The following is a 20,731-nucleotide window of genomic DNA, read 5'->3' on the forward strand; positions in this document are numbered from 1 at the left end:
TTTTCTGTTCCTTTAACCCTTTCTATCTAAAGAAAAAGGTGAGCAGTCAAAACCACTCACCTTTGTTATATGTTGATCAATTCTCTAAATAATTGAAGCTGTAGCTAGGCGGCAAGCGAGCGAGACTCCTGAGCATAGCTTGCCTATGTGATGAGCCTGGGCCGGCACTCCGGAGTGAGCGCAGGCAACAACGCTATCAGCTTCAAGTATGACGAGAATTTTAGCCGAGGCGTTTTACCGACATGACATCCTTAATCTGCTCAACGCGTTTCGATACGCGAGAGAACACTTCAAGGTTGGTGACTTCAAGATCAAAGTCCATGATCGACATTTGCGTACGGTAATCGACGCGGCTCTTCATGCTGGTGACTTTGATTTTTTCGTTGGCAAACAGTGTGGTGATGTCTTTTAGTAGACCGCCACGTTCCATCGCTTCAACGCGAACGGTCAGGATGTATGAGCCAACATAGCCGCCACCCCATACGGTATCGATGATACGTTCTGGTGCATGATGGCGAAGCTCATCAAGCTGTTCACAATCACTGCGGTGAACCGAAATACCTCGACCTTGGGTGATGTACCCTGCGATTTCATCACCTGGGATTGGCTGACAGCAACGCGCAAGGTGCGTCATCAGGTTATCGACCCCCTCGACAACCACGGCATCTTTTTGTGGTCGGCTTTGTGCGGGTGCTTTACCCTCTGCTTCTTGCAGCTTTTCGAGCGCTTGCTTGTCTTCTTCTTCGGCTGTTGGCTTATTAACTAATGCATTAATATGGTTAACAATTTGGTTAATTCGCAAATCACCACTACCAATGCCAACGTAAAGCTCATCCGCACTGTTGACGTTAAAGCGCTTAACCGCGTAGTGCTCTGCATCTTTGAGCGTTGCACCAATTTTTGCTAACTCATGTTCAAGAATTTCACGGCCGGCTTCTAGGTTCTTCTCACGGCTTTGCTTACGGAACCATGCATTGATTTTCGCACGCGCGCGGCCTGATGTGACGAAACCTAAAGAAGGGTTTAACCAATCACGTGATGGATTCGGTTCTTTCTGAGTGATGATTTCTACCTGATCGCCCATTTGCAGTTTGTGGGTAAATGGTACGATTCGCCCCGCAACTTTGGCGCCGATACAACGGTGGCCCACTTCTGAGTGAATGTGGTAGGCGAAATCAAGTGGCGTCGCGCCCATTGGCAAGTCGACAACATCGCCACGCGGGGTAAAGGCATACACGCGGTCATCGAATACCTGACTGCGTAGCTCATCCAGCATTTCGCCAGAATCGGACATCTCTTCTTGCCAATCCAGTAGCTTACGTAACCATGTAATCTTCTCGTCGTAGCCGCTGCGAGTACTTGCACCTTCTTTGTATTTCCAGTGCGCAGCGACACCCAGCTCCGACTCTTCATGCATTTGCTTGGTTCGGATCTGGATCTCTATTGTCTTACCTTCCGGACCAAGGATGACGGTGTGAATTGATTGGTAACCATTTGGTTTTGGGTTGGCGACATAGTCGTCAAACTCATTTGGCAAGTGCTTGTATTTGGTGTGAACCACACCAAGTGCGGCATAACAGTCTTGAAGTTTGTCGGCGATGATACGTACTGCACGTACGTCAAACAATTCATCAAATGCCAGACTTTTCTTCTGCATTTTTCGCCAGATACTGTAAATATGCTTTGGACGACCACTGACTTCAGCGTTGATGCCAAAAGTGTTCATTTCTTGAGTGAGGTCATCAACAAAGTCTTTAATGTACTGTTCACGTACAATACGGCGCTCAGAAAGCTGCTTAGCGATTTGCTTATAGGTTTCAGGTTGTTGGTAACGAAATGCGTAATCTTCTATTTCCCATTTCAGCTGACCAATACCAAGACGGTTAGCAAGTGGCGCATAGATGTTGGCACACTCTTTTGCGGCTGCACATCGCACCTCATCTGGCGCTTGTTTGACTTCAATCAGGTTGCAGATACGCTCAGCCAGCTTGATGACCACGCAGCGAAAATCGTCGACCATCGCTAACAGCATACGACGAACGTTATCCACTTGAGACGACGCCGCACCGCCGTCCATGGTCACATTAAGTTGTCCGATGGCTGCCATTTCCTCGACACCATCAATCAATTTAATGATTTCTTTGCTGTATTTCTCTTCCAGTGCTTCTCTGTCAAAAGCACCACTAGAGACCAAAGGAAACAGTTGGGCAGCGATTAACGTCGCTTTATCCATCGACAAGGTGATCAAGATCTCGATCATCTCTCGTCCACGCCACAACAATAGCTCAGCCTGTTCGTGATCGACCAAAATCGTTTGGCAGTCTCGATACACTTCAGCTAAGCGTTTTGCTGTGTTCTTCTCTTGCCCTAGGCTAGCCACCCAGTTATCAAGTTCAAACTGTTCGTCTTGGTTTAAATGCGCGCTTCTTACCGCAACCATCTCATCATCCTAATTATTATATTTGTGTGGTTTGACTATCACCATCCAGGTTAGTTCTAGTGCCCCGCGTTATGCGCAGGCTTTTTGACCACTCACCACAAGTAAGTGGCCAACGTCTTAAAGGTTAAGACTTTTCAAATAGTGCCATCGACTCTAAATGGCTAGTATGAGGGAACATGTCCAGCATACCCAATTTGGTTAATTGATAGCCTTGTTCTAGTAAGCTCTGACTATCCCTTGCAAGGGTAGCAGGATTGCAAGAAACATAAACTACACGCTGTGCGCCAAGTGCAGAAACTTGATCGATGATCCCACTCGCACCAGCTCTTGCGGGATCAAGCAGCACTTTGTCGAACTGTTCTGCCGCCCAAACTTGCCCCTCAAAATCTTCCTCAAGGTTAGCGTGATAAAATTGTGCGTTATTGATTTGGTTCAAGGAGGCATTATTTGCTGCCTTTGCCACCATCTCAGCGACACCCTCAACCCCCACGACGTGCTTCGCTCGCTTGGCAATTGGTAGGCTGAAGTTTCCTAGACCGCAAAACAAATCTAACACTCGCTCGTCACTTTGTGGGTCTAACCACTCCAACGCTTGCGCCACCATTTTTTGGTTCACCGCTTGGTTCACTTGAATAAAGTTATTTGGCGTAAATGGCACGGTGACACCAGCTTCTTGATAGAAAGGTGCTTCACCTTCAATCAAATCAAGCTGATCCCTTTCTGGCATCAGATAGAGCGCTGCATGATGACACTTCGCCAATTCCACCAGCGTGTTGGTTTCTTTTTCAGTCAGCTTGCTTAGATGGCGCAATGTAATACATGGGCCATTGTCGCCTAGCACCAACTCTACGTGACCTAGCTGCTCTGGTTTCCTAAACGCTTTTAACGTCGAGTAGATTTCTGGCAATAGTACATTCAACTCAGGCGCTAGCACTGGGCAGTCTGTCACTTGCGCGATTTGCTTGCTTTGCTTCTTACGGAAACCAAAATGCAATTGGCGCGTTTTCTTGTCTACAAATAGACTGACTCGCGCACGGCGACGATAGCCGAGCGATTCACCCAATATCGGCGCATCGAGCTCAATATCGCTACCCGCGAATTTTCGCATTAGCTGGCGGAGCGTCTGCTGTTTATGTGTCAATTGTTGGTCATAATTAAGATGCTGTAAGTCACATCCACCGCATTCATGGTAGTGCGGACAGAATGGCTCGACACGCGCTTCACTCGGTTGAATAACTTGAATCAACTGACCGCGTGCAAATTTGCTCTTCTCTTCCACCAATTGGGTAACCACTTCCTCACCCGGTAGAGCGCCATTAATGAATAAGGGCTTATTTTTAAGGTAAGCAATGCCTGCGCCGTGGTGATCCAAACGCTCCACCTGCACCGCTTGGTGACGAGTATTTAGTTGCGTTTTCTTTTTAGGTTGAAAGATACGTGCCATGCTCTGTGCCTGATTTGTGTCTAATTGCTCTACGGCTTCACTATTCTTGATTGCAGCCGTTGTGTGATTCGAGTGACTTGATTATGCTTACCGTTTATTCGGTGACGCCACTTATACTCAAGTTAATTATGATACTTGAGCAATGATGCGTTATTTTCCCATATCCAGCCCCCGATGTAATCAGATAACATGACCAGATATGGCTTACGAGCACGCGTAATTACACTCACTCTCGCGCCCACACTCATTATTGGTTTATTACTGAGCGGTTTTTTCTCATTTAATCGCTACCAAGACCTCGAGACACAAGTGATCACCACCGGTAACAGCATTATCGAACCGCTTGCCATTGCCAGTGAAGCCCACTTACTTTCTGAAAGTCGAGAAGCTGTTCGCCGACTGATTAGTTATACGCACCGCAAAAACTCAAAGTTGGTACGCAGTATTGCCGTATTTGATGAACAGCATGAACTGTTTGTTACCTCTAACTTTCATCCCGATTTTGAAGCTCTGACGTTTCCAAAAGATCAGCCCATTCCTCAACTGGGTAATTCAGAAATATTTGATAACGCCCTTATCCTTCGCGTCCCCATTTTGTCAGAAGGTCGTTACTTATCCGCTCTCTCTAACGAGGGCCAAGCTTCCAAAGCTATTGGCTACATTGCGGTGGAAATGGACCTCTCAACACTTCGCTTACAGCAATACCAAGAAGTTTTCTCTGCTTTCCTCGTACTGGTTCTTGGCATTAGCTTAGCCAGTATATTTGCCTCTCGCCTAATGCACGACGTCACTCAGCCGATCACTCATATGAAGAACGTCGTGGATAGAATTCGCCGCGGCCACCTAGATGTGCGTATTGAAGGAAAAATGCATGGCGAATTGGATCAACTGAAGAACGGCATCAACGCCATGGCGGTCTCGCTGTCTGAGTACCACGTGGAGATGCAACACAGTATAGACCAAGCAACTTCCGATTTACGTGAAACGTTAGAACAGCTCGAAATTCAGAACGTCGAATTGGATATCGCGAAGAAACGAGCACAAGAAGCTGCTCGCGTAAAATCTGAATTCTTAGCCAATATGTCTCACGAACTGCGTACACCTCTCAATGGTGTGATCGGCTTTACTCGACAAATGTTGAAGACCCAGTTGTCAAACAGTCAAACGGATTATCTGCAAACAATTGAAAAATCCGCCAACAACCTGCTGAATATCATCAATGACATTCTTGACTTCTCAAAACTGGAAGCAGGTAAACTGGCACTAGAAAACATCCCATTTAACTTCCGAGAAAGCCTAGAGGAAGTCATCAGCTTACAAGCGACTAGCGCGCATGAAAAAGGTCTGGAAATCACGTTAAAAGTCGATCCGAAGCTCCCACAGGGTCTCGTCGGTGACCCACTACGCATCCAACAAATCTTAACCAACTTGGTCGGCAACTCGATCAAATTTACTGAGCGTGGCAACATCGATATCAGCGTCGAGATGCGCTCTCAATCTGCTGACTCTGTCGAGCTACAATTTATGGTGCGTGATACGGGAATTGGTATTTCAGAGCGTCAACAAGCCCAGTTATTCCAAGCCTTTAGCCAAGCAGATGCGAGTATTTCTCGTCGCTATGGTGGAACTGGCCTTGGCTTGGTCATCACGCAAAAACTGGTCAGTCAAATGGAGGGCGAAATCAGCCTTACCAGTCGTCTGCACCAAGGTTCAACCTTCTGGTTTACGCTGCGTCTCAGCTCGACTGAAATGCCGATGAGCGATCTGATTGACGTAGAATTGCTCACTGGTAAGCAACTGCTATTAGTCGAACCCAACATGCAAGCTGCATCCGTGACACAGCAACTCTTGAACCAAGAAGGCATGATAGTCACTTATCGTTCATCACTTCCGGAAAATGACGAACACTACGACTACGTATTGCTTAACCTTGCAGCTAACCAAACTTATGACGAAGAGTCGGTGACCGCTTGGATTGAGCAAGCCAAACGTATGGCTCCGAGTGTGATAATGGGAACGCCAAGTACCGAGCTTGCACTGGCCGATCAAGTCATGAATACGCTCCAAATTCAATGTCTAACTAAACCATTGTCGCGCCGTAAGCTATTGCAAAGCCTCATCTCTGAGCACACTGAAGCACCTCAACCTGAGGTAACACCCATTGAGGCGTTAGAAAGCGAGCGATTGCCACTAACGGTACTCGCTGTTGATGACAATCCGGCCAACTTAAAACTGATCGCTGCGTTACTAAAAGAGCGTGTCGAAACGGTGACAGCGTGCAGCAATGGTCAGCAAGCAGTGAACCTCGCGACCGAGAAGAAATACGATCTGATCTTTATGGACATCCAAATGCCATTGATGGACGGAGTGACCGCTTGTCAGCACATCAAAGAGCTAGATCTTAACAAAGATACCCCAGTAATTGCGGTGACCGCTCACGCTATGGCGGGCGAGCGTGACCGACTTCTGGCTGCTGGCATGGACGACTACCTGACCAAACCAATTGAAGAGCATGTGTTGCAGCAGGTTTTGGTTCACTGGAACCCAAATACTTGTACTGAAAGTGTCGACAAGATTGCGCCATCTTATGTAGAGCCTGTTGTAGAGACAGCACCACCAGCGATAGAAAAACCACAACAAGACGTCATCATCGACTGGCAAGCGGCATTGAAGCAAAGTGCCAACAAAGAAGACTTAGCCAAAGACATGCTGCGTATGTTGATTGATTTTATTCCTGAGGTGGAAGAAGTGGTCGATCAAGCATTAGTACAAGAAGATTTCTCGCGTGATGATCTTATCCATGTGGTGCATAAACTTCACGGCAGCAGCTCTTACTGCGGCGTACCAAGGTTGAAGTCATTGTGTGCAACGTTAGAGCAAGCGCTGTGCTCAGGTGCTGACATCGAAGACATCGAGCCGGAAATGTTCGAGCTACAAGATGAGATGATTAAAGTCACCACAACGGCGAAGCTCTATCTTGAACAATAGAGAATAGCTTCATAAATCAACGCAATAAAAAAGCCAGAGCATCGACTCTGGCTTTTTCGTATTCGGTTTTTAATCCGCAATCAGACAAGTTAGGATTCAAAAATCACCGTCGCGACCGCGTAATGACGCTCATCAGAAATCGACAGATGAACATGATTGACGCCCATCGACTCTGTGATTTGCTTTGCAACACCAGATAAAGTCAACACTGGCTTACCAAACTCATCATTGGAGACAGTAAAATCATGGAAGGTCACACCTTTGGCAATGCCCGTTCCCAGAGCTTTTGATGCCGCTTCCTTTACTGCAAAACGCTTCGCAAGGTAACGTCCCTTTTGCTTCAGTTCAGCAAACTTTGCCATTTCCTCTTGTGTAAGGACGCGTTTTGCAAACGGCTCACCAGTTCGAGCAAGCGCCTTCTCGATGCGCTCAATCTCAGCGATGTCAGTGCCTAATCCTAAAATTGCCATGCTGAAATCTGATTATTTGCGCGCGGCAACCATGATGGCTTTCATTTCGGCCACAGATTTTTCTAGACCATCGAATACTGCACGACCAATGATCGAGTGACCGATATTTAGCTCGTAAATTTCTGGCAGAGCCGCAATAGGTGCAACGTTGTGGTAAGTCAGACCATGGCCTGCATTAACAATGATGCCTAGGTTGTCAGCGTAGCTTGCGCCTGCTGCGATTTTCTTTAGTTCGTCTTGCTGGTCTACTTCTGTTGCCGCGTCTGCGTAGTGACCTGTGTGAAGTTCAATGTATGGTGCACCACATGCTTTTGCAGCATCGATTTGCTGACGGTCAGCATCAATGAACAGCGACACTTTGATGCCTGCTTCGGTCAGTTTTTGGGTGGCCGCTTTCACTTTTTCAAGTTGACCAACCACATCCAGACCGCCTTCTGTCGTCAATTCTTCACGCTTTTCAGGTACCAGACAAACAAACTCAGGTTGAGTTTGAAGTGCAATCTCAACCATCTCATCCGTCACCGCCATTTCTAAGTTCATACGAGTCTGAATGGTTTCTCTTAGGATACGCACATCACGATCATTGATATGGCGGCGATCTTCACGCAAGTGAATCGTAATGCCGTCCGCACCTGCGCGCTCTGCAATCTCTGCTGCGTGTACAGGATCTGGGTATTTCGTACCACGTGCATTACGAAGAGTAGCAATATGATCGATATTAACGCCTAAGTAGATTGAGCTCATTTTCCATTACTCCGTGCTCTGGTCTGAATAAATAATTCGCGACTTTTTAAAGGTTTGCCGCCAAGATACGGCTTTAATGCTAGTCGTGTAAAGCGTTTCGCCGCTTTTAATTGCTCTTTAGTGACGAAACGCCGTTCACTAATCGCTATCAATTCGTTGCCTAAAAAAGTCAGGTTATCGCGCCTTACCGAAGCGATGAATCCCTTTTGCTCACGATAACGATAGGTCATATCAGGATCAACAGGCTCACCTGTACCGGCGCAGTGCAAAAAGTCGACCCCATAACCCATCGCAGATAGAAGTGCTAGTTCAAAACGACGCAATCCCGGCTCTGGGTTATCACACTGAGCAAGCTCTGTTAATGCATGTAGATAGTCATGAAATAGAGCGGGCATTGGTACTTCTGCCATCAGTACGCGACCGATCAACTCATTCACATACATTGCAGAATAAAGATGGATTCCACTCAGAGGTAAACCAAGGCTAATGGGCTCTGCTTGACGCAAAGTTTTCATTGAGCCTTTGCCAGACCATTTGAGTAACAAAGGCGTGAAAGGCTGCAGCGCTCCTTTTAGATTGGAGCGTTTACTGCGTGCACCTTTTGCCATTAACGTGACCCGCCCATACTCCTCACTGAATACATCAAGGATTAAGCTCGATTCACTGTAAGGGCGTCGATGCAATACAAAGCAGCGTTGAAAGCCTTCTGAAGACTGGTTGCTCATTTCAATCAGTGTGCCTAAGTCGGTAATAAAAAATAAGGAGCCAAAGGCTCCTTATTTTAATCGATATTGAATGTTAATCGATGTTGGAGCGAAGTATCTTCGCAGCCAAGCTTATAGGTCGTCGATGTAGCCTAGTGAGCGCAGTGCACGTTCGTCGTCTGCCCAACCAGATTTCACTTTTACCCAAGTCTCTAGGTATACCTTACGACCAAACAGCTCTTCCATATCTAGACGCGCTTCGCGACCAATGGTCTTGATCTTCTCGCCACCTTTACCAATCACCATCTTCTTCTGGCCACTGCGCTCAACAAGAATCAAGGCATTGATGTGGAAGCCGTCGGTTTCAGGGTTGTAATCGAAGCGTTCGATTTCAACCGTTACCGAGTATGGCAGTTCATCACCGGTAAAACGCATCAGCTTTTCGCGAACAATTTCAGACGCCATGAAACGCTGAGAGCGGTCTGTCACATACTCTTCAGGGAAGTGATGCGTCGCTTTTGGTAAGTGATCACGCACATGCTTGCGCAGCACATCGATATTCTTACCTTGCTTCGCAGAGATTGGCACAACGTCAACAAAGTCCATTTTCTTAGACATGTCAGCCATGTGCATCATCACTTCGTTACGATCTTGCACGTTATCGACTTTGTTTACACACAGGACAACTGGGAAGTTCGATTTTTGAAGCTTATTCAGTACCATCTCGTCGTCTTTGGTCCAATGCGTACCATCAACTAAGAAAAACACCAAGTTCACATCACTCAAAGACGAGTTTGCCGCACGGTTCATTAAACGGTTGATCGCACGCTTTTCTTCAATGTGAAGTCCTGGTGTATCAACGTAAATCGCTTGGTAATCACCGTCCGTATCCACGCCCATAATACGGTGACGTGTTGTTTGCGGCTTACGTGACGTGATCGAAATTTTCTGACCCAAGATTTTATTCAGAAGTGTCGATTTACCTACGTTAGGGCGGCCAACAATAGCAATGAAGCCACAATGTTGGTTCTCTGGTGAACTTTGCTCACCAGGTGATGCAAAATATGCATCGATATCGAATTCGTTATCAGCCATTCGTTAATTGCTCAAGTGCTGTTTCTGCAGCCGCTTGTTCTGCCTTGCGGCGGCTGGTGCCTTTACCAATGACAGGCTTATCCACACCTGCTACTTCACACTCAACCGTGAACTCTTGGTTGTGCGCTTCACCTTTAATATTAGTCACTGTGTAAGCTGGCAGTGGTTTTCTTCTGCCTTGCAGGAACTCTTGTAGGCGAGTTTTTGGATCTTTCTGTGATACGCCTGGCTTAATCGCCTCAAGACGACTGTTGTACCAACTCAGTACAATACCACGCACAACTTCAAGATCACTATCAAGGTAAATCGCACCAATAATGGCTTCTACCGCATCGGCTAGAATAGAGTCTCGGCGGAAACCACCACTCTTCAATTCACCTGGACCTAATTTTAAGTAATCTCCTAGACCGAATTCACGACCCAGCTCAGCCAATGTATGTCCGCGAACCAAAGTGGCGCGCATGCGGCTCATGTCACCTTCGTTTACTTTTGGGAAACGATGGTACAGATCATCAGCGATGACAAAACTTAAAATTGAATCGCCCAGAAACTCAAGACGTTCGTTGTGCTTGCTGTTGGCGCTGCGGTGAGTCAGCGCCAGGTTGATAAGCTCAGCATCATTAAACTGGTAGCCAAGCTTTCTCTCTAGTTTATCAATTGGAGAATTCATACTCTCTCGATATTAAATGGTTAGTGAATACCGCCGATGCGGTTAAAACGCACACCGGTTGGAATCCATGAAGGTAGAACGCTGTCTGCACCGCGCTCAAACTCAAAGCTTATCCAGATAGCAACCGCTTTTCCGACTAAGTTTGCTTCTGGTACAAAGCCCCAGTAACGGCTGTCAGCACTGTTGTCACGGTTATCACCCATCACAAAGTACTGACCTTGCGGTACAACCCACTCATTCACTCCAGGGCGTGGCTGGTAGCTCTGTACTCGGTCTCGAGACAGTGGGTTAACCAAAACTTGATGGGATACATCACCCAACTTTTCGTTCATTTGAATCAGAGGAATGCCATTTTGAATAAATGGGCTTTCTTCTACATTACTCAATTTCACCGGCTTACAAACCGACTCGCCTTTTGCTTTGATACACAGGTCTTTACCCTCTGAGTAACGAACCGTATCGCCCGGTAGACCAACAACGCGCTTGATATAATCAATGTTGGGTTGAGGTGGGTATTTGAATACCACGATATCGCCACGCTCAGGCTTACCCGTTTCCACTAGTTGAGTACGCCATACGGGATCTTTCAATCCATACGCGTATTTTTCCACCAGAATGAAGTCACCTACGAGTAGGGTTGGCATCATTGACCCTGAGGGAATTTGGAACGGTTCATAGATAAAAGAACGCAATACTAAAACGAATGCAATCACTGGGAAGATAGACACGCTGTTCTCTATCCACCAAGGTTGGCTTTCTACTTTCTGTAGCGTCACCGCATCCAGACCATTTGCTGTCTGTGCTTGGATCTCTGCCACTTTCGCCTGACGCTTTTTCGCAAACACCAACTTTTCCAGTAGCCAAACGACGCCTGTTACCAAAGTTACGATAACAAGGATCAGTGAAAATGTATTCGCCATTAAATTCCCTTATCTAAAAAATACGAAAGTGAAAGAGCCGAAACCCTTTCACTTATGTTGTTATCTACGTCTTATGACAGACAAGAGTGAGATAAAGTTCAACTCTAGTCTTTACCCACGTGAAGAATCGCTAGGAACGCTTCTTGAGGCAGCTCTACGTTACCGATCTGCTTCATACGTTTCTTACCTTCTTTCTGTTTCTTCAGAAGTTTCTTCTTACGGCTCACGTCACCACCGTAACATTTCGCAATTACGTTCTTACGCAGCTGTTTTACGGTAGAGCGCGCGATGATGTGGTTACCGATTGCCGCTTGGATTGCGATATCGAACATCTGACGAGGGATGAATTCTTTCATCTTCTCTACCAACAAACGACCACGGCTTTGTGCTTGATCTTTGTGAGTGATGATCGCCAGGGCATCCACTTTATCACCGTTCAATAGAACGTCTACACGAACCATGTTTGATTCTTCAAAGCGTTGGAAGTTGTAATCCAATGATGCGTAACCACGAGACGTTGACTTAAGACGGTCAAAGAAGTCCAGTACCACTTCTGCCATCGGAATATCATACGTCACTGCAACTTGGTTACCATGGTAAACCATATCGACTTGCATACCACGTTTCTCTACACAGAGGGTAATAACATTACCTAGGTAGTCCGCTGGTACAAGAATATTACAACGTGCGATAGGCTCACGAATGTGTTCAATATCATTCACTGCAGGTAGCTTCGCTGGGCTATCTACGTACAAGGTGTCACCGTTTGTTTGTTCAACTTCGTAAACTACGGTCGGTGCTGTCGTAATAAGATCAAGATCGTATTCACGCTCAAGACGCTCTTGGATAATTTCCATGTGCAGCATGCCAAGGAAGCCGCAACGGAAACCAAAACCAAGTGCAGCCGAGTTTTCTGGCTCATAGAATAGTGATGCGTCATTTAAGCTTAGCTTGCCTAGTGCGTCACGGAAGTTTTCGTAATCATCAGATGATACTGGGAACAAACCCGCGTATACCTGAGGTTTTACTTTCTTAAAGCCGGGTAGTGGCTTATCGCTACCGTTTTTCGCTAGTGTCAGCGTATCACCAACTGGTGCACCAAGGATGTCTTTGATACCACAAACTACCCAGCCTACTTCACCAGTATTTAGAACATCGGTATCTACTTGCTTAGGTGTGAAGATACCTAGACGGTCTACACCCCAAGTTTGACCAGTGCTCATCACTTTGATCTTTTCGTTTTTCTTCAGAGAGCCGTTTTTAATACGAACCAAAGAAACAACGCCAAGGTAGTTATCGAACCATGAGTCAATGATCAGCGCTTGCAGTGGCGCATCTGGATCACCTTCTGGTGCAGGGATCGCTGATACGATATTTTCAAGTACGTCATCAACACCGAGGCCTGTCTTCGCAGAACAGCGGGTTGCTTCCATCGCATCAATACCAACGATTTCTTCAATTTCTTCCGCTACACGCTCAGGATCCGCAGCTGGTAGATCAATCTTGTTAAGGATTGGCACAACCTCTAAATCCATTTCGATTGCGGTGTAACAGTTAGCGAGCGTTTGAGCTTCTACACCCTGACCGGCGTCAACCACGAGTAGCGCACCTTCACAAGCGGCTAGAGAGCGTGATACTTCGTACGCAAAGTCAACGTGTCCCGGAGTATCGATGAAGTTCAGCTGATACGTTTCACCGTTTTTAGCAGTGTAGTTTAGCGTCACACTCTGAGATTTAATGGTGATACCACGCTCACGTTCAAGATCCATAGAATCCAGAACCTGTGCGGCCATTTCACGATCGCTCAATCCTCCACATACTTGGATGAGACGGTCTGATAGGGTCGACTTACCATGGTCGATGTGGGCGATAATCGAAAAGTTACGAATGTGCTTCATAGATTTAGGGTGACTAACTCTTTACAAATAAGGACAGTAAGAAAGCCGTCAGCTGACGGCATTTCAATCAAGTTGGCAGATTCTACCCAATTTCGTGAACGGGCGCACCTGTTTTAAAGTATATACCTGAATGACTCAAAAATGAGGGGCTCAAGCTATTGGATCGGCTCACCAAGCACTCGAATGAGTGTGACTTGTTGTTTTGACGCATCCTCTAAAGGACGAGAAACGCATTTCGCCACAAACATACCACCTGCGGCAAACAAGACTGAAGTGATAATGATGACCCCTTCACCTCCTCCCGTGAGCGGAGCAAAGGCAGCATGGCCAATAAGCGCACCAATCATTAACCCAAATAGAGGAAAAAGATACACCGCCATCGCTGACTTGATCAAACTCGATTCAGGAAAGCCGATTTCTACCACCTGACCAACTTTGACAGACTTTTCAGTACGCAGGTGCCATGACAAGGTTTTGTTGCCGATCGCTTTGGTCACCACACCTGTTCCGCAGCTTTTTTGCGATGAACAGCTGCTGCAACTGGTCTGTTGCTCGCAGCTGAGGTCAACGTCGTATTGCTGACCGTGACGTTGAACTCCTGTCACGGTTGCTAATGCGGTCATCATTGTACTTCACTCTTTGCTACATCAAAGGTAACCGATTGTGCGATACGTTGAGCCGTTGCGGGTGGAATATCGCCCACCACTGAAATTTCATAGTTGCCATTGATGAAGCTATGTAACGTCCTGCGCCCTTGGCGAACCAACTGGCCTTTTAACGAGTGTTCATCTTTGTTTGCTACATACACGGAGAAGCTGAATAAGCCATCAGAATACAGTTGGCTCTCTACCATTTGATCGGTCACCGCCATACGGTAGCGATTTAGCTCGTTGGGATGAAAACCTGCTGGCGTCCAGCCCACATTCCAGTTACTGGTTCCATTGTCGCCTTTCGGCATTGTCAACACGGCTGGAAGCTGTACATCTTGGAGCCCACTCATCAGCTCTGCTATTTTAGGGTTCACCGTGTAGGAAATGGTACGGTATTGCTCCAACATCTCGCCATCGCGGTCAACAAGATCCGCGCGCAGAGGCAGTTTGCTCTTTTCATCAATCCAAAGCACGTAGGAATAGCGCAAACCGTCTTTTGGTACGATCCGTAATACTTGAGTCGGCACGCCAGCTTCGCGCGCACGGCCTACTTGCACGTAATCGTAGTAAAGATTCAACTCATCAATATTGGTGTTCAGCATTGGCATCGTTGGTGCGACCATCTTGCCGGACTCGATGGTAAAAGGTTCCGCGCCCGTTTCGACATAACTCACTTCAGAGCCACGACGAATCACCTCACGCACAGGGCCGCTCAGATACACAAGATGGGCGTATTGGTCTTGACCATGAGTCGCGTGGCGATACAACAAGGGTTCAATGCTGTTCTTTTTGATGAGGATATAAGAGAGTTCGTAGCTTAGGTTTTGACTCGCCTCGCTCATTTGATGCAACAACGCCTCCGCTGGCTTATCACCAGCAAAGGCATGCGAAGACATCAGACTGAACAGAGCGCAAGCGCTGATCAGAAATTTATTCATTCAATATCCGGTGTCAGATGTTCATCTTGCTGAGATGCATCACTGTTAATTCTTAGCTGCAGCTCGTAATCACGAAGCATAGCATGTACGCGTTTACGCTGCTCTTGCATATTGGCTTCACCAACAGAACGCTCTACGGATTCACGCGTCAAACTCACTGGCTCAGCACTGCCTGCAAATGGCACAGTTTGAAGCACTGGAAGTTGCTCCGCTTGTGGTGACATTGGGTCACTACCACCGTATTGTTGCACACCTAAAATCACTGCCAATGACACACATGCAGCAACGGCAACTTGCCCAAACTGAGTCAACCATTCTGGTAACTGGCGTTTGGCTTTCTGTGGTTCCGGTTGCGACTCTTTTAGTGTGTCACTGATTGAAATCACATTCGCACTGCGCGAATCAATAGCACGATGTACAGGTTCACCTTCTAACGCTAACGCCACGCTTTCAGCAATATTCCACTCTGGTTTTGCGGGCGCGTCACCTCGCATCACATCACCGATAAGATGATAGTTCTGCCAAGCATCACGACTTTCTTGGTCTTGCTCTAATTCTTGAATCAAAGCCTTATCAACCAATTCTCCATCCATGAGTGCTGAAAGTTTTTCTTTGTCAGCCATTGTTTTCACCATAGTTATCACTTGTACTAGCGTTGTAAAAGAGGTTTGATTTTCTTTTCCACCGCCTCACGAGCACGGAAGATACGTGATCGTACTGTTCCCACCGGACAATCCATTACTTCAGCAATTTCTTCATAACTTAAGCCATCAAGCTCTCGTAATGTCATTGCTGTCTTCAAATCTTCAGGTAAGGCTTCGATAGCACTGAACACTACCCGTTGTAATTCTTTGGACAACGTTAGGTTCTCAGGGTTCGAAATTTCTTTAAGTGCATTACCTGTTTCGTAAAATTCAGCTTCTTCAGCATCAACATCGCTTGCTGGTGGTCTGCGCCCTTGAGCGACGATGTGATTTTTCGCAGTATTCACAGCAATGCGATACAGCCACGTATAAAACGCACTCTCCCCACGAAAACTAGGGATAGCTCGGTAAGCCTTGATAAACGCTTCTTGTGCTACATCTGGAACATCACCAGGATTACTTACGTATCTGGAAATAAGATTACATACCTTGTTCTGATACTTTATTACCAGCAGGTTGAATGCTTGCTTATCACCATTCTGAACTCGCTCAATCAATACTTGATCGGTCAGCTGCTCGTTCATTCGAGCCGATACTCCTATCTGTTATGCCCCTACTCTTCTCAGATATGGGTACTAATTATGCAAAACGTAGTATTGACACCACTGCTTACTTGAGCACTATTGTGACTGCTACGTGAATAAGAAAGTTCCACACTTTCGCAATTTTTTCTCATTGTTTTTTCACAGTGTGATGCCACCAACCAAATCCCGCTCCTTGTCTGACCTAAGTCTAATAGTGACAAGCGAGCATACTTAAGGGGAAATGGGTATAATAGATGCTCTCTCTCCCAGATTGTGCTGGGTAGACACTAGAAAAGCAATGGCAATGGCAAACTATTACTTTTCACTTGCATGGCTAATGGCTATCCGAACATCGAGATTCAAATAACACTCAGACAAATTTGTATGTCTTTGACGTGCAATAAAATAGAGTGGCTAAAGCCACCAGAAAAACGATGATTTAGAACAGTCTCCCAACTTAGCCCTAAGCGACGAACGTCGCGTTAATGGAACGCACATGGTGTGCAAAATATACACAAGGTAGCCTTGTTACCTTAGCTTGGGATTATAAAAGTTATATGAACACAAATCGTGAACATGAATGTGACGTATTAGTGGTAGGGAGTGGCGCTGCGGGCTTGTCGTTGGCTTTACGCGTCGCCAACCACTGTAAGGTGATGGTACTCAGCAAGGGACCACGCAGCGAAGGGGCTACCTATTACGCGCAAGGTGGTATCGCAGCCGTATTTGATGAGTCCGACACCATTGAATCTCATGTTGAAGACACACAAATTGCTGGAGATGGCATCTGTGACGAAGAGACCGTCAAGTTCATCGCCGAAAACTCAAAAGAGTGTGTGCAGTGGTTAATTGATGGCGGTGTACCATTTGATCGTGAAGAAGACGATTCTGATGATAAGCCTCGCTATCACCTAACTCGTGAAGGGGGCCATAGCCGTCGCCGTATTTTGCACGCTGCCGATGCAACAGGCATGGCAATGCAAACCTCTCTGCAAGATAACGCCCACAACCACCCTAACATTCATGTTCTTGAGCGCCACAACGCACTCGACCTTATCACCGAAGATAAAGTCGGTGGTGATAAGAGCAAAGTCATTGGTGCTTACATTTGGAATCGCAACAAAGAGCAAGTTGAAACCGTTCGTGCAAAATTTGTTGTGCTCGCAACGGGCGGCGCTTCCAAAGTTTACCAATACACCTCTAACCCAGATGTGTCATCGGGCGATGGTATTGCGATCGCGTGGCGTGCAGGCTGTCGCGTTGCGAACATGGAATTCAATCAGTTCCATCCAACCTGTTTATTCCACCCTGAAGCGCGTAATTTCCTACTGACAGAAGCTCTGCGTGGTGAAGGCGCATACCTACGTCGCCCTGACGGCTCACGTTTTATGCCAGATTTCGATGAACGTAAAGAACTCGCACCACGTGATGTGGTTGCCCGTGCGATCGACTTCGAGATGAAACGCCTAGGCGCAGACTGCATGTACTTAGACATCAGTCACAAACCAGCTGACTTTATTACCAAACACTTCCCTACGATCTACTCTCGCTTGATGGATTTGGGCATTGATATGACCAAAGAGCCGATCCCGATTGTACCAGCAGCGCACTACACCTGTGGCGGCGTCATGGTGGATCAAAACGGCAATACCGACCTGAAAAATCTGTATGCCATTGGCGAGGTGAGCTACACCGGCTTGCACGGCGCGAACCGTATGGCATCGAACTCGTTACTGGAGTGTGTGGTTTATGCCTGGTCGGCAGCAAAAGATATTCTTAAGCACCACCACGACGTAGAGCTCGCACCGCAAGTGCCTTGCTGGGATGAAAGCCAAGTGACGAACAGTGACGAAGAAGTCATCATTCAGCATAACTGGCATGAATTACGTCTATTTATGTGGGATTACATGGGCATCGTACGTACCGATAAGCGTCTGGAACGCGCACTGCGCCGCATTCAAATGTTGCAGCAAGAAACACACGAGTACTATAGTCACTTCCGCGTTTCGAACAACTTGCTGGAGCTTCGTAATCTACTGCAAGTAGCAGAACTGATGGTACGCTGTGCGATGCAGCGCAAAGAGAGCCGAGGCCTGCACTACACCTTGGATTACCCAAATCAGCTGGAAAATAGTGGGCCAACGATTCTGACGCCAAACAAATAAAAACATCAAATGGGAGCATCAGCTCCCATTTTCCATTGACGTAATATCAAACAAAGCTGTCGGTATTGCTCATCAGCGCAACTATCTCGCCAAATCGTTCCCCACTCTCCGGACTCTAACTCAAAAGAGACTTTAAAACTTGCAGCGGAGGTATCTACTTTGGACAACAAAGAAGTTTGAAAAGCGTTTCTTACCACGCCATCGCGGTGAAAATACCAATGCCCTTGAGCAGAGGGCTGCACAAAGGTACCTTGATTTTGGCATTTGGCGATCATTAATAACAGATAGGTCGATAAGATAAATGGGATATCAGTGCAGATAACCGCCCAAATTAAACCATGGAGAAGAAGCTGGTTAGAGACTTGGGCGATTAAAGAGGTATAAATCGTGAGATTAACGAACTTTACTGAGGTTGTGCGCGACAATTTTATCAACCATTGAAGCGTGGCCTAAGTTTTCGCTACGACCATGTCCCATCACCCATGTGAACAAATCCGGATCGTCACATTCTAGTAAAGAGACAAAATCACGCTGCTCTTGTTCTGTTAGAGTGTCAAAACACTCTTCGAAAAACGGCATAATCACCACGTCAAGCTCAAGCATGCCTCGACGACAAGCCCATTTAATACGCGCCTTTTCTTCCGCAGTGTACATTCAGTATTCCTTCATAGATGTCTTGTTCTTATAGCGGAGTGTAACAAGGGAAAAGCGGTGTCACTAGTACCGGGGTCACAATACGCTAGCGAAAGCTGACAAACTCGCTTTGTGCGATTAACATAGTTAAAAATATTTTATAAAGGCATTGTAATCATGGAATGGCAAACTCGCTTTTCACCACTACCGCTATCAACGCAAGACGCTTTGCCCGAGCTGTCTATCTCACTTCTCGATAATTTGAGCATGATCACCATCGTCGGGGAGGATAAAAAGTCGTACCTACAAGGCCAAGTAACCTGTGATGTGGTTTCTCTTGAAAAAGACCAATCTACGCTAGGTGCACACTGTGATGCGAAAGGTAAAGTATGGAGCGTCTTCCGTTTATTCCATCACCACGATGGCTACGGCATGATCCAACCCAAATCAGCCATTGAAGTCGAACTGAAAGAGATCAAAAAGTACGCCGTATTCTCCAAAGTCATCATCGAGGAATCGAGCGACATCATTCTTGGTGTTGCGGGTGAGAATGCTGACGCATTTGTCTCTAGCATAACTGAGGGTGCTGGTGATGTGTGTGTCATCCAAGGAGGTACAGCCGTTAAAGTGACAGAAAACCGTTGGCTACTTGTCGTGACAGCAGAAACAGCGCAAGCGTTGGTTACAAACAGCCAAGCCACACTGACCACTCATGAACTTTGGACTCGCTTTGATATTGAATCGGCGTTGCCATTCGTAGCAACCGAAGCGCAAAACGAACACATTCCACAAGCTCTGAACCTGCAAGCACTTGGTGGGATCAGCTTCACCAAAGGCTGCTACACCGGTCAAGAGACCGTCGCTCGAGCAAAGTATCGTGGTACCAATAAACGTGCAATGTACATAGTGAAAGGTGCAACCGCAGACGCACTGGGTGAAGGCGCGATTGAATTGGAACGTAGCGTGGGTGAAAACTGGCGATCAGTGGGTGCATTGCTCGCGCATTACCAATTTTGCGACAACCAAGCGATGGGTTTGATTGTATTGCCGAATAATCTAGACGATGGCACTCGCCTACGCTTGATTGCTCAACCAGAATGCGAATGGGAAATCGCGGCACTGCCGTACAGCCTTGAAGATGAATAATACCTTCCATACTCCTTTGATGCAGTTTTTGGCAGATCAGAACATAGCGTTCCGCCTTCTTCCTCACCAAAGACCCGCTACGACAATTGAGGATGCCGCGCAACAACGTGGCATCCGTCCTTCACAAATGGTCAAAACGATCTTGTTGCGTGATATGGGCAATCAATATGCGCTCGCCTGTGCGCCTGGCGATCGTAGCATTGATCCTAAAAAAGTTCGTGCACTGCTGCAATGCCGTCGCATGACCTGTGTTGACCAAGCTGACGTACAAGCAATCACCGGATACATGATTGGCACCGTCACCCCGTTACGACTAAAGCGCGACATGCCTATTGTGTTCGACCCAAGTTTGTTGGAAGAAAAAGAAATCACCATCAGCAGTGGCGATCGAATGGCTGGATTAGCATTGTCCATCAATGATCTTATTACGTTGTGTCACCCCACCCTCGCTGATATCTGCCGCTAAACTCAGGTTCTCAATGTAATCATACCTAGCATTCTCATCCCTGTGTGATCTCACTCATATCAACTCGATCATATCATGGTATTTTTAGTCATTTTAAAAACATAAATAGTCACACAGTAAAAACTCGTATAT

At 46.7% G+C, this 20,731-nt stretch carries 19 protein-coding genes; 4 read left to right on the top strand and 15 right to left on the bottom strand.

What is annotated here, in order from left to right:
- Positions 1-220 precede the first annotated feature (220 nt).
- Together relA and rlmD are read right to left on the bottom strand one after the other, a co-directional pair.
- Positions 221-2,440, bottom strand: a complete 2,220-nt coding sequence (gene relA, locus AK966_RS03635) for a GTP diphosphokinase (protein WP_099080733.1) — start codon at positions 2,438-2,440, stop codon at positions 221-223.
- A 124-nt stretch (positions 2,441-2,564) separates the two neighbouring features.
- On the bottom strand, positions 2,565-3,884 hold the full coding sequence (gene rlmD / locus AK966_RS03640; RefSeq protein ID WP_099080732.1) for a 23S rRNA (uracil(1939)-C(5))-methyltransferase RlmD: 1,320 nt from the start codon (positions 3,882-3,884) through the stop codon (positions 2,565-2,567).
- A gap of 189 nt (positions 3,885-4,073) precedes the next feature.
- Here rlmD and barA point away from each other — a divergent pair, with 189 nt between their 5' ends.
- On the top strand, positions 4,074-6,872 hold the full coding sequence (gene barA, locus AK966_RS03645; RefSeq protein ID WP_099080731.1) for a two-component sensor histidine kinase BarA: 2,799 nt from the start codon (positions 4,074-4,076) through the stop codon (positions 6,870-6,872).
- Between the two features lie 89 nt (positions 6,873-6,961).
- On the opposite strand, the gene acpS is transcribed toward barA, so the two are convergent.
- The 11 genes from acpS to rpoE form a co-directional block, all read right to left on the bottom strand.
- Positions 6,962-7,342 carry a holo-ACP synthase gene (gene acpS / locus AK966_RS03650; RefSeq protein ID WP_099080730.1) on the bottom strand — a complete coding sequence of 127 codons (381 nt, stop codon included), beginning with the start codon at positions 7,340-7,342 and terminating at the stop codon, positions 6,962-6,964.
- 12 nt (positions 7,343-7,354) lie between these two features.
- A complete protein-coding gene (gene pdxJ, locus AK966_RS03655) occupies positions 7,355-8,086 on the bottom strand; it encodes a pyridoxine 5'-phosphate synthase (RefSeq protein ID WP_099080729.1) in 732 nt (243 codons plus the stop codon).
- Positions 8,083-8,811 (bottom strand): DNA repair protein RecO, encoded by a 729-nt coding sequence (recO, locus tag AK966_RS03660; RefSeq protein ID WP_099080728.1) that lies wholly within the window; start codon positions 8,809-8,811, stop codon positions 8,083-8,085. Before recO ends, pdxJ begins: the two co-directional genes overlap by 4 nt.
- 111 nt (positions 8,812-8,922) lie before the next feature.
- Complete coding sequence (era, locus tag AK966_RS03665) at positions 8,923-9,885, bottom strand: GTPase Era (protein WP_099080727.1); 963 nt, start codon at positions 9,883-9,885, stop codon at positions 8,923-8,925.
- Complete coding sequence (rnc, locus tag AK966_RS03670; protein ID WP_099080726.1) at positions 9,878-10,555, bottom strand: ribonuclease III; 678 nt, start codon at positions 10,553-10,555, stop codon at positions 9,878-9,880. Before rnc ends, era begins: the two co-directional genes overlap by 8 nt.
- A 20-nt stretch (positions 10,556-10,575) precedes the next feature.
- On the bottom strand, positions 10,576-11,475 hold the full coding sequence (gene lepB / locus AK966_RS03675; protein WP_099080725.1) for a signal peptidase I: 900 nt from the start codon (positions 11,473-11,475) through the stop codon (positions 10,576-10,578).
- A gap of 104 nt (positions 11,476-11,579) precedes the next feature.
- Positions 11,580-13,373, bottom strand: coding sequence for a translation elongation factor 4 (gene lepA / locus AK966_RS03680; RefSeq protein WP_099080724.1), 1,794 nt, complete (start codon positions 13,371-13,373; stop codon positions 11,580-11,582).
- A 155-nt stretch (positions 13,374-13,528) separates the two neighbouring features.
- Positions 13,529-13,999, bottom strand: a complete 471-nt coding sequence (locus AK966_RS03685; RefSeq protein WP_099080723.1) for a SoxR reducing system RseC family protein — start codon at positions 13,997-13,999, stop codon at positions 13,529-13,531.
- Positions 13,996-14,961 carry a sigma-E factor regulatory protein RseB gene (gene rseB / locus AK966_RS03690; protein WP_099080722.1) on the bottom strand — a complete coding sequence of 322 codons (966 nt, stop codon included), beginning with the start codon at positions 14,959-14,961 and terminating at the stop codon, positions 13,996-13,998. The genes AK966_RS03685 and rseB overlap by 4 nt, the downstream gene beginning before the upstream one ends.
- Complete coding sequence (locus AK966_RS03695; RefSeq protein ID WP_172438180.1) at positions 14,958-15,584, bottom strand: sigma-E factor negative regulatory protein; 627 nt, start codon at positions 15,582-15,584, stop codon at positions 14,958-14,960. Before AK966_RS03695 ends, rseB begins: the two co-directional genes overlap by 4 nt.
- 26 nt (positions 15,585-15,610) lie before the next feature.
- On the bottom strand, positions 15,611-16,189 hold the full coding sequence (gene rpoE, locus AK966_RS03700) for an RNA polymerase sigma factor RpoE (protein ID WP_099080720.1): 579 nt from the start codon (positions 16,187-16,189) through the stop codon (positions 15,611-15,613).
- A 557-nt stretch (positions 16,190-16,746) separates the two neighbouring features.
- On the opposite strand from rpoE, the gene nadB reads away from it, so the two are divergent.
- Positions 16,747-18,354, top strand: a complete 1,608-nt coding sequence (nadB, locus tag AK966_RS03705) for an L-aspartate oxidase (RefSeq protein ID WP_099080752.1) — start codon at positions 16,747-16,749, stop codon at positions 18,352-18,354.
- Between the two features lie 5 nt (positions 18,355-18,359).
- Here nadB and AK966_RS20295 read toward each other — a convergent pair whose 3' ends face one another.
- Together AK966_RS20295 and AK966_RS03715 are read right to left on the bottom strand one after the other, a co-directional pair.
- Positions 18,360-18,629: a hypothetical protein gene (locus AK966_RS20295; protein ID WP_099080719.1), complete on the bottom strand. Its 270-nt coding sequence runs from the start codon at positions 18,627-18,629 to the stop codon at positions 18,360-18,362.
- Between the two features lie 118 nt (positions 18,630-18,747).
- On the bottom strand, positions 18,748-19,008 hold the full coding sequence (locus tag AK966_RS03715) for a succinate dehydrogenase assembly factor 2 (RefSeq protein WP_099080718.1): 261 nt from the start codon (positions 19,006-19,008) through the stop codon (positions 18,748-18,750).
- A 156-nt stretch (positions 19,009-19,164) separates the two neighbouring features.
- Here AK966_RS03715 and ygfZ point away from each other — a divergent pair, with 156 nt between their 5' ends.
- Positions 19,165-20,133: a tRNA-modifying protein YgfZ gene (gene ygfZ / locus AK966_RS03720; RefSeq protein WP_099080717.1), complete on the top strand. Its 969-nt coding sequence runs from the start codon at positions 19,165-19,167 to the stop codon at positions 20,131-20,133.
- Positions 20,126-20,599, top strand: coding sequence for an aminoacyl-tRNA deacylase (locus AK966_RS03725; RefSeq protein WP_119463541.1), 474 nt, complete (start codon positions 20,126-20,128; stop codon positions 20,597-20,599). The genes ygfZ and AK966_RS03725 overlap by 8 nt, the downstream gene beginning before the upstream one ends.
- The last annotated feature ends 132 nt before the right edge of the window (positions 20,600-20,731 follow it).

Source organism: Vibrio sp. PID23_8, from assembly GCF_003584965.1.
Taxonomy (GTDB): Bacteria; Pseudomonadota; Gammaproteobacteria; order Enterobacterales; family Vibrionaceae; genus Vibrio.